This is a genomic window from Bacteroides sp. (assembly GCF_029057325.1).
Classification (GTDB): domain Bacteria; phylum Bacteroidota; class Bacteroidia; order Bacteroidales; family Bacteroidaceae; genus Bacteroides.
In genome coordinates this window covers 1-8,867 of sequence record NZ_JAICZW010000177.1, presented here as the reverse complement: position 1 = coordinate 8,867, position 8,867 = coordinate 1, and the positions used below count along the sequence as shown (strand labels likewise).

Sequence of the window (8,867 nt, the reverse complement as noted above, 5' to 3'; positions counted from 1 at the left end):
GCATTAATTTCAAGAAAGAATGTATTTTTGCCAGATAATATTAACGAAGTAATTAAATAGGATTATGAAAGAATTAGTTGAAAAAGTAGCTGCATTGTATGCAGATTTCTCAAAAGATGCAAACGCACAATTGGAAAATGGTAACAAAGCTGCAGGAATACGTGCTCGTAAAGCTTCTTTGGAAATTGAAAAAGCCATGAAGGAATTCCGTAAAGCATCTTTGGAAGCCGCTAAGAAGTAAAGGAGCATTTTTTATGCTGTAAAAGGACTGCCATAACAGGTGGTCTTTTTTTGTTTCAGAAAAGTTTTATGGCTATTTTTAGCGGCGGCATTATGAATGAAAGCGTACTCAACAAACTGAAGATACTGGCGGAGTCGGCAAAGTATGACGTTTCCTGTTCCTCCAGCGGTACGGTGCGTTCCGGTAAGGCCGGCATGCTGGGTAACACCGTGGGCGGGTGGGGCATTTGCCATAGCTTTGCCGAAGACGGCCGTTGCATCTCCTTGCTCAAGGTGATGCTCACCAATTACTGCATCTACGATTGTGCCTATTGCATCAACCGCCGTTCGAATGATTTGCCACGCGCCACGTTCTCTGTTTCCGAACTGGTCGGTCTTACGATGGAGTTCTATCGCAGGAACTACATCGAAGGGCTGTTTTTGAGCAGCGGGGTGGTCCGGAACCCCGATTATACAATGGAACGCCTGGTGCGCGTTGCCAAAGACCTCCGTACTATCCACCGTTTCAACGGCTACATTCATCTGAAGAGTATCCCCGGTGCCAGCCGCGAGCTGGTGAACGAGGCAGGACTCTACGCCGACCGCCTCAGTGTCAATGTAGAGATTCCGAAGGAAGAGAACTTGAAACTGCTTGCTCCCGAAAAGGACCATAAGAGCGTCTATGCGCCGATGCGCTACATCCAACAGGGGGTATTGGAGAGTTCGGAAGAGCGGAAGAAGCATCGCCATGCGCCCCGTTTCGCTCCTGCCGGACAGAGCACGCAGATGATAGTGGGTGCGACTGCCGAAACGGACAAGGACATTCTTTATCTTTCTTCCGCCCTTTACAAAGGCCCTACGATGCGGCGTGTCTATTATTCCGGTTATATCTCTGTCAACACTTACGACAAACGCCTGCCTGCCCTGAAACAGCCGCCTCTGGTGCGCGAGAACCGTCTCTATCAGGCAGATTGGCTGATGCGCTTTTATCAGTTCAAGGTCGAGGAGATTGTGGACGATGCCTATCCCGACCTCGATTTGGAAGTTGATCCCAAACTTTCGTGGGCGTTGCGCCATCCCGAACAATTCCCGGTTGATGTGAACAAGGCGGAGTATGAGATGCTGCTTCGTGTGCCGGGCGTAGGGGTGAAGTCGGCACGGCTGATTGTGGCTTCCCGACGTTTCTCAAAGATAGGCTTCTATCAGTTGAAGAAGATGGGGGTGGTGATGAAAAAGGCGCAATACTTCATTACCTGCTGTGAGTTGCCGACGATGCGTACGGTCAACGAACTGACTCCGCAAGGGGTGCGTAGCCTGTTGCTTAAGCCCAACAAGAAGCGGGTGGACGATAGACAATTAACGCTTGATTTTGAGGAATGAATATCTTTTTGTATGATGCAACTTTTGGCGGATTGCTGACCGCTGTCTTCGAGGCCTATTCCCGCCGCACCTTTCCCGATGTATTGCTGCCGGAGGAAGAGCCTCTGCCGTTGTTTTACGACGAAGTGTTTACGGTGCTGACGGATGAAGAGAAGTCCGGGCGCGTGTGGCGCGGATTGCAGAAGAAGCTCTCTTCTACGGCTCTTGCCTGTCTTGCCCAATGCTGGCTGGCAGAGGAGCCGGAAACTCCTATGCTGCTGTTCCGTTATATCCGCAAGGTGATAGATGCCCCTCGTTCCATCGAGACGAACTTTGCCGACCCTGATGTGCTGGCGTTTTCCCGTATGTGGAAGCGGGTGGATTGGGAGCGCCTGCGTCTGCTTCAGTTCATCCGTTTTCAGAAAGCGGCGGACGGCACGTTCTTTGCCGCTGTTGAACCGGAGAAGAATGCCCTCCCCTTGGTAATCGGACACTTTAAGGACCGTTTCGCCGACCAGCGCTGGTTGATTTACGACATCAAGCGTGCATACGGTTATTACTACGATTTGAAGGAAGTGCGTGAGGTGACTTTTGAGGAGGACAATCGCGCGGAACATCTCGTCACCGGAATGATGGACGAGAGCCTGATGGATAAGGACGAAAAGCTATTCCAATCTCTATGGAAGGCTTATTTCAAGTCCATTTGCATCAAGGAGCGGCTTAACCCCAAAAAGCACAGGCAGGATATGCCCGTGCGCTATTGGAAGTATCTGACGGAGAAACAATAACTCCTTTTATCAATCAATTACCCAGTTCTTATTATAAGGCACTGTCTTTTTAGGGTTGTAGTGCATGCCTGCTTGTGTAGGTATCTTCAGTACGTATGTCCGTCCGCTTTTGTTCATCAGCGAGAAGTCGCGCAGCCACGGGTTGGCATCTTTCAACTGGGCGTAGGTGATGCCCTTGTCTTTGGCGAATTGGGCCAGGTTGTCGATACCTGTTGTGACGGTCACTTCGGTATAGGGGATGGGGGGATAGAGGTGCTCCCGTTTCAGCAGAAAGCCATATTGTTGCGGGTTGCTGATGACAGCTTTGGCTGCCAGCAGGCGGAACATGTAGCGCGAGGTCTCTTCTACCAGCCATAAATCAACGGCTTGGTTCACCATTTGCTTTTGCAACTGTGTGGAGATGCGTCCTTGTCCGGCGTTGTAGGAGGCTGCCACACACAGCCAGTTGCCATACTTGGCGTATGCGTCCTTCAAGTATTTGCAGGCGGCTTTCGTCTCCTTCTCGATGTGGTATCGTTCGTCGATGTTGTTGTTTACTTCCAGTCCGTGTTCGCGTCCGGTGGCGGGCATGAACTGCCATAAGCCGGCGGCACCTGCGGGCGATTTGGCAAGCGGGTTGAGGCTGCTCTCTATCACGGCAAGATATTTGAAGTCATCGGGCAGGCCGTTGGCTTTCAATATCGGTTCGATGACGGGGAAGTAGCGGTTGGCACGCTTCACCATGAGCATGGTGGTGGAGTGCATATAAGTGAATGCCATCAGTTCGCGGTCCATGCGCTCACGGTGGTCATAACGCTGCAGGTCGATTTCCTGTCCGGCAAACGTAACCTTGCCGGGTACGTTGGGGGAGGTTACGCAATAGGGAACCTCGGATTTGACGGAATCACGTTCGGGATTCAGCGTACTGCTGCTTGTCAGGAAAGGAAGGCTGGTGCCTGCGCAGAATGCGAGGGCAGCCGTCAGTGCGATGTATTTTGATTTTCTTTTCATAAATGTTTCTGTTTATTCTATTTTCCATTCTCCTATCGTACGGGTGGTGCTGTCGAAGTTCACGCCTACCTTGACTATCTTCCGGCCCTCTGCCTCATAAGGAATGGTATATTGTTTGCTTTTTATCTGTGCAAGCGCCTCTTCGGGAGTGCCGTCGAACTTGAACTCGAACACGTAAACGGCATCTTGCAGCCTCACCACGGCGTCCGCACGGCCTACAGCACTCTTCACTTCCGTCTCCACATACTGCCCCATCAGGCGGAAGAGCAGGTAGAAGATGGTCTGGTAGTGCTTCTCGGTCTTGTTCTCCAAGTCATGGGGAATGGAGGCGAAGAAAGAGCGGGTACGTTCCAAGCAACTCTCAATGTCGCCCTTGCGAAGGTCGCGGATGAAAGAGACCACATAGAACGTGTGCTTCTCGCCGGGCAGGTGCACGTAGGCAGGAAGCAGGGACTCCGTGAATCCGTAGCGGACCTCGCTGTTGGGATAGGCCAGCGTATAAATCCGAAACTCCGGGTCGTACTTCTTGATGGTCAGATAGCCGCTCTGGTAAAGGACGGGGATCGGACTGGTGATGCGTTCGGTAGGCGCGTCAAACTGTTCGTCAATGGCCTCGATGCCGTCCAGGCTACGTACGTCGAAGTCCGCTTCACGAAGGATGTCTATCAGGAAAGTGGGCGTGCCCGTAGAGAACCAGAAGTTCTTGTACTGCTGAAAATTGAAAGCATTGAACAGGCTGTATGGATTGTAAATATCCGGGCAGTTTCCACTGAAATGATACCCATCATACTGACGCTTTAAGTGGGCACAAGCCTCCTCGTAAGTCTCACCGTTGGCTTTCGCCATGCGTTCGATGTCCGGTTGCAGTTGCGTCAGCAGCTCCTGTTCCGTGATGCCGCAAAGGGCGCTGAAGTCATCGCGCATGCTGATGTTCTGCAAGTTGTTCAGCTCACTGAAGATGCTCAACTGGCTGAACTTGCTGATGCCCGTGAGGAACAGGAATCGGAGATATAACCCCAACCCCTTGAGCGGGCTGAAGAACTTGCGCATCTCGTTGCGAAGCTGTTGTTGCAGCGCGCTGTCCGAATTGTTGTCAAGCAGAGGGGCGTCATACTCGTCTATCAGCACCACGACCTGTTTTCCGGTCTGCCGGTAAGCCCGCAGGATGATGCCCTGAAAACGTTCGGAGGCACTCTTCTCCGCTTCATTCTTTCCGTAAATCTCCTCCCAACGTTGCAGGAAAAGGTTCAGCTGTCCCGTCAGGTCTTGCAATTCCGTATATTTCGTCAGGCTGAAATCAATGTGCAGCACCGGATAGGTTTCCCATTCCTGTTCCAATCGCTCCATAGCCAATCCCCGGAAGAGTTCTTTCTTTCCCTGAAAGTATGCCTCCAGTGTGGAGACCAGCAGGCTCTTGCCAAAGCGGCGCGGCCGGCTGAGGAAATAGAAGCGGTCGGTATGGGTCAGCCTGTAAACCAGCTCTGTCTTGTCCACATACACACAATCGAGCGTGCGCAACTGCTCGAAATTCTGTATGCCCATCGGATATCGTCTATAGTCTTCTAACATAATTTGTAGAGAGAATCAATGGTTATGAAGACAAAGATACGGATTTTACCTGTCAATACACAAAGATTTATAAAGAAAACGACAAACAATTCACGGCTTTTCATTTAAGGGAGTTAGAGGAGTTAAAAGGAGTTATCAGCCGGCAAGCCGGCTTAGGAGTTAAGGCCAATACTTTCGTAACGGCATCCTGCACGAGCGTATCGGCTTTAACTCCTAATGAGGCGAAGCGAAAAGATAACTCCTATAACTCCCTTAAATGAAAGAGCCGTGTGAGGCGGAACAGGAAAAAAAAGCCGATTTTTTGTTCTTGCCGGAATAAGGCGTATCTTTGTTGCAATTTATTCATCATATAAAAAAAGAAAGCAATGGAAAAAGTAATAATCAATTCGTATGAGGATTTTGAGAAACTGGTAGGTCAGCAAATCGGTGTTTCAGACTATGTGGAACTTACGCAGGAGCGCATCAACTTGTTTGCCGATGCCACGTTGGACCATCAATGGATACACGTCGATACGGAACGTGCCAAAGTGGAAAGCCCCTTCAAAAGCACCATCGCGCACGGGTATCTCACCCTCTCCATGTTGCCGCATCTGTGGAACCAGATTATCGAGGTGAACAACCTGAAGATGATGATAAACTACGGCATGGAGAAGATGAAGTTCGGGCAGGCCGTGCTTTCCGGTCAGAGCATCCGTCTGGTGGCTCACATGCAGTCGCTGGCAAATCTGCGTGGGGTGGCAAAGGCGGAAATCAAGTTTGCCATCGAGATACAAGGTGAGAAGAAAAAGGCGCTCGAAGGGGTGGCTGTGTTCTTGTATTACTTTGATTGACAGAAAGAAGAAAATGTGTCAAAACATGTATCTCACTTTCTTTTAGGCACGGAATTACACAGATTTGCACGGTTTTCTTCTTAAAGAGTCCGTGCAAATCCGTGAAATCCGTGTCTAATATCTATCATTTCATTATCCTTTTCTTTTTTGTCACATCTTCTATAAACTTTTCTTCAGATAGACCATATCCTTCAATTGCCGGCCTCCCTCAAAGATGGGATGGTCGTAATGGTCGGTAAAGAAATCGGGTATCCGGTGCGAATAGGTGAATCCGCAGCGCACATAGAAGGGAAGAGTCAGCGGACTATCTCCCGTGCCGACAAGCAGGGTGTGGCATCGGCCTTTGTAATGTTCGGCGATGAACGCCATCAGCCGCCTTCCATATCCTTGACGCTGATATTTCGGTTCCACAGCCAGGTTTTTTATTTCATACACTCCCTCGCCTTCGCGAGTGACTACACAAGAACCTTTCACTTCATCGTTGTCGGACAGGACGAACATCTCTCCTCGCTCCAGATAGTGGTCTATCATGCTTTCTTGTTCGTCGGCAAGCAATAGCAGGTCGAGGTATTGCTTCTTGTGGCCGGATATGGGGCGTATTTCTATCATACTTCTGAATTTTGTGTGTAAAGTTAGTCATTTTCTTCTGTTTTGCCGAAATTGTTCTAACTTTGTCTGCCAAAATCAGACATTTATGAAGTATATAGGTGCACATGTATCGGCAAGCGGCGGAGTGGAATCGGCTCCCGTCCATGCGAATGAAATAGGGGCGAATGCTTTTGCCCTGTTTACGAAGAACCAGCGTCAGTGGGTGTCGAAGCCTCTGACGGAGAAGAGTATCAGCCAGTTTAAAGAGAACTGTGAAAGCTTGGGCCTTGATGCCCGTTACATCCTTCCCCACGACAGCTATCTGATTAATCTGGGGCATCCCGAAGAAGAAGGGTTGCAGAAGAGCCGTGTCGCTTTTCTGGATGAGATGCAGCGTTGCGAACAGTTGGGGTTGAAGTTGCTGAACTTCCATCCGGGCAGCCATCTGAACAAGATTTCCATGGAAGAGTGTCTGGACAGGGTGGCCGAATCCATCAATCTGGCGTTGGATAAGACGCAGGGAGTGACGGCCGTCATTGAGAATACGGCCGGACAGGGAAGCAACGTGGGCTACGAGTTCTGGCAGTTGAGGCACATCATCGACCGCGTGGAGGACAAGTCGCGCGTGGGGGTCTGCCTGGATACCTGCCACACCTATACGGCAGGTTACGACCTCGTGAATGCGTATGACCGGGTGTTTGAGGAGTTCGATTCCGTGGTAGGTTTCGATTATCTGCGTGCCATCCACCTGAACGATTCGAAGAAGGCGTTGGGCAGCCGGGTGGACCGTCACGACAGCATCGGCAAGGGGCTGATAGGCCTTGATTTCTTCAAGCGCTTCATGCAAGACGGGCGTTTCGACGATATGCCCATTGTGCTCGAAACGCCTGATGACACGCTGTGGGCGGAGGAAATCAAGTTGCTGAGAAGCTTCTGATACTTCGATATAGTCAGACGGAATTGAATGGCGGGATTCAGGAAACCGATGTGCCGCCATTCAATTCTGTCTGGCTATAAAAGCGGGTCGCCTTCGGAAACAAGACGTGGTGCCCGTTGCAGATGCAGTATCGGGTAAGGCTTTCCGGTCGCGTCGGTTTCGTCGCGCCCCACGACCTGGAAGCCCAGGTGCCGGTAGAAGCGGCGTGCCTGTTCGTTCTGCTCGTTGACATCTACTTTGCAGATGCCCTTTTCATAGAAGGCATATTCCATCAGCCGTTTTCCATATCCTTTGCCTTGTGCGTCGGGATGCACGAACAGCATTTCGACCAGCTCGTCGCTCAGCCCCATAAAGGCGGCTATCTTTTCCTCCCGGTTGCGAATGACATAGAGCGCCACTGCTTGCAAGTATTGCTCGCGTATCAGCGGTCTGAAGAAGCGGATATCCTCTTCCGTCAGGAAGTGGTGGCTGCTCCGGACGGAGGCTTCCCATAGCGCGATAAGTTCGTCGTAGTCTTGCGGAGTGGGGCGGGTGATGAATTCGGCTTTGCGCGTCAGCCTGATTGTCTCACCCGATACGGGATGCGTGAATTCGATGGTCTCGGCATGCAGATACAGCCTGTCCGACTTCTTGCCATACAGCTCATCGCCCTTGATGGGGCAATGCAGCCCCGACGGATGGGCGGCATGCACCCGTAGCTGGTGGGTGCGTCCGGTGCGTGGGTATAGGGCGATGCGGGTGGTGTTTCCCTCTCGTTCCAGCACTTCGTAATCGGTGATGGCTGTCTTTCCGCGATTCATGTCCACCAACTGGCGGGGGCGGTCGAGGATGTCCGGGCGAAGGGGCAGTTCGATGGTTCCTTGCTCTTGTGGGATGATGCCGTCGAGCCGGGCGATGTATCGCTTCTTGATGCTCCGGTTCTCGAATTGCGCCTGTAGGGCCCGGTGCACTTGTTTGGTCTTGGCGATAAGCAGCAAGCCGGAGGTGGCCATGTCGAGCCGGTGCACAATCAAGGGGCCTTCCGCATCGGGATATCGTTGGCGCATCAGGCTGTAAACGGAAACGGCCTCTTCTTCCTTGCCGGGCACGGAGAGCATGCCTGCCGGCTTGTTCACTACCGATAGCCATCGGTCTTCATATACGGTCTCCAAATCGGGAGGCGCCGTCTGCAGGCGGCGCAGCATCGGGTTCTCTTCTACGTTCAGTCCTTGCAGCATGTGTCGCAGGATGGGCTCGCACTTTCCTTTGCAGGCCGGATAGTAATGGCCGTGGTGGCGTATCTCTGTTTTCGGGGAGGCGCCCCACCAGAATTCGGCCATCGCCATCGGTTTCCAACGATGGAGGTAGGCTTGTTGCAGCAGTTTGGGGGCGGCACACTCGCCGGCTCCGGCAGGTGGTGTCTTGTGTACGGTTTGCTCAAATATCTCGCAAAGCGTTTTCACTTCTCCCCGACAGTTCAGCATTCGGAACTGTTCGAACAGTTTCTGCTGCAGGGCGGCGGAGCGTCGTTTCCGTTCCGTCTTCAGTTGTTGCATGCCGTCTTCGTGGGTGGCTATTCGGTGGCGCAGGTCGTCGGTCTTCTCTTTC

Annotated in this window: 9 protein-coding genes; 5 read left to right on the top strand and 4 right to left on the bottom strand. The window is 51.7% G+C overall.

Annotated features, from left to right (window positions below; genetic code table 11):
* Window positions 1–64: 64 nt before the first annotated feature.
* From K2G43_RS12010 to K2G43_RS12000, 3 genes are all read left to right on the top strand, one after another.
* A complete protein-coding gene (locus K2G43_RS12010; RefSeq protein WP_300155520.1) occupies window positions 65–241 on the top strand; it encodes a histone H1 in 177 nt (58 codons plus the stop codon).
* Between the two features lie 92 nt (window positions 242–333).
* The gene (locus K2G43_RS12005) at window positions 334–1,599 is read left to right on the top strand and encodes a putative DNA modification/repair radical SAM protein (RefSeq protein WP_300155523.1); all 1,266 of its coding nucleotides are present in this window, start codon (window positions 334–336) and stop codon (window positions 1,597–1,599) included.
* Window positions 1,596–2,366 carry a TIGR03915 family putative DNA repair protein gene (locus tag K2G43_RS12000; RefSeq protein WP_297643379.1) on the top strand — a complete coding sequence of 257 codons (771 nt, stop codon included), beginning with the start codon at window positions 1,596–1,598 and terminating at the stop codon, window positions 2,364–2,366. The genes K2G43_RS12005 and K2G43_RS12000 overlap by 4 nt, the downstream gene beginning before the upstream one ends.
* Window positions 2,367–2,375: 9 nt before the next feature.
* Here K2G43_RS12000 and K2G43_RS11995 read toward each other — a convergent pair whose 3' ends face one another.
* Both K2G43_RS11995 and K2G43_RS11990 read right to left on the bottom strand, forming a co-directional pair.
* Window positions 2,376–3,356, bottom strand: coding sequence for a lytic transglycosylase domain-containing protein (locus K2G43_RS11995; RefSeq protein ID WP_297643377.1), 981 nt, complete (start codon window positions 3,354–3,356; stop codon window positions 2,376–2,378).
* A 12-nt stretch (window positions 3,357–3,368) separates the two neighbouring features.
* Window positions 3,369–4,925: an ATP-binding protein gene (locus K2G43_RS11990; RefSeq protein ID WP_297643375.1), complete on the bottom strand. Its 1,557-nt coding sequence runs from the start codon at window positions 4,923–4,925 to the stop codon at window positions 3,369–3,371.
* 365 nt (window positions 4,926–5,290) lie between these two features.
* Between K2G43_RS11990 and K2G43_RS11985 the strand changes: the two genes are divergently transcribed.
* On the top strand, window positions 5,291–5,755 hold the full coding sequence (locus tag K2G43_RS11985; protein WP_300155515.1) for a MaoC family dehydratase: 465 nt from the start codon (window positions 5,291–5,293) through the stop codon (window positions 5,753–5,755).
* Window positions 5,756–5,914: 159 nt separating this feature from the next.
* Here the strand turns inward: K2G43_RS11985 and K2G43_RS11980 are convergent, their stop codons facing one another.
* Window positions 5,915–6,364, bottom strand: a complete 450-nt coding sequence (locus K2G43_RS11980) for a GNAT family N-acetyltransferase (RefSeq protein WP_300155511.1) — start codon at window positions 6,362–6,364, stop codon at window positions 5,915–5,917.
* A gap of 85 nt (window positions 6,365–6,449) precedes the next feature.
* On the opposite strand from K2G43_RS11980, the gene nfo reads away from it, so the two are divergent.
* Window positions 6,450–7,280, top strand: a complete 831-nt coding sequence (gene nfo, locus K2G43_RS11975) for a deoxyribonuclease IV (protein WP_300155508.1) — start codon at window positions 6,450–6,452, stop codon at window positions 7,278–7,280.
* 74 nt (window positions 7,281–7,354) lie between these two features.
* On the opposite strand, the gene K2G43_RS11970 is transcribed toward nfo, so the two are convergent.
* Window positions 7,355–8,867 (bottom strand): GNAT family N-acetyltransferase (locus tag K2G43_RS11970; protein WP_300155505.1); only part of this gene is annotated, 1,513 nt, incomplete at its 5' end.

Bases quoted from the DNA above. Each gene is read 5' to 3' on its own strand.
- K2G43_RS12010 (WP_300155520.1), top strand. From the start codon at position 65: ATGAAAGAATTAGTTGAAAAAGTAGCTGCATTGTATGCAGATTTCTCA.
- K2G43_RS12005 (WP_300155523.1), top strand. From the start codon at position 334: ATGAATGAAAGCGTACTCAACAAACTGAAGATACTGGCGGAGTCGGCA.
- K2G43_RS12000 (WP_297643379.1), top strand. From the start codon at position 1,596: ATGAATATCTTTTTGTATGATGCAACTTTTGGCGGATTGCTGACCGCT.
- K2G43_RS11995 (WP_297643377.1), bottom strand. From the start codon at position 3,356: ATGAAAAGAAAATCAAAATACATCGCACTGACGGCTGCCCTCGCATTC.
- K2G43_RS11990 (WP_297643375.1), bottom strand. From the start codon at position 4,925: ATGTTAGAAGACTATAGACGATATCCGATGGGCATACAGAATTTCGAG.
- K2G43_RS11985 (WP_300155515.1), top strand. From the start codon at position 5,291: ATGGAAAAAGTAATAATCAATTCGTATGAGGATTTTGAGAAACTGGTA.
- K2G43_RS11980 (WP_300155511.1), bottom strand. From the start codon at position 6,364: ATGATAGAAATACGCCCCATATCCGGCCACAAGAAGCAATACCTCGAC.
- nfo (WP_300155508.1), top strand. From the start codon at position 6,450: ATGAAGTATATAGGTGCACATGTATCGGCAAGCGGCGGAGTGGAATCG.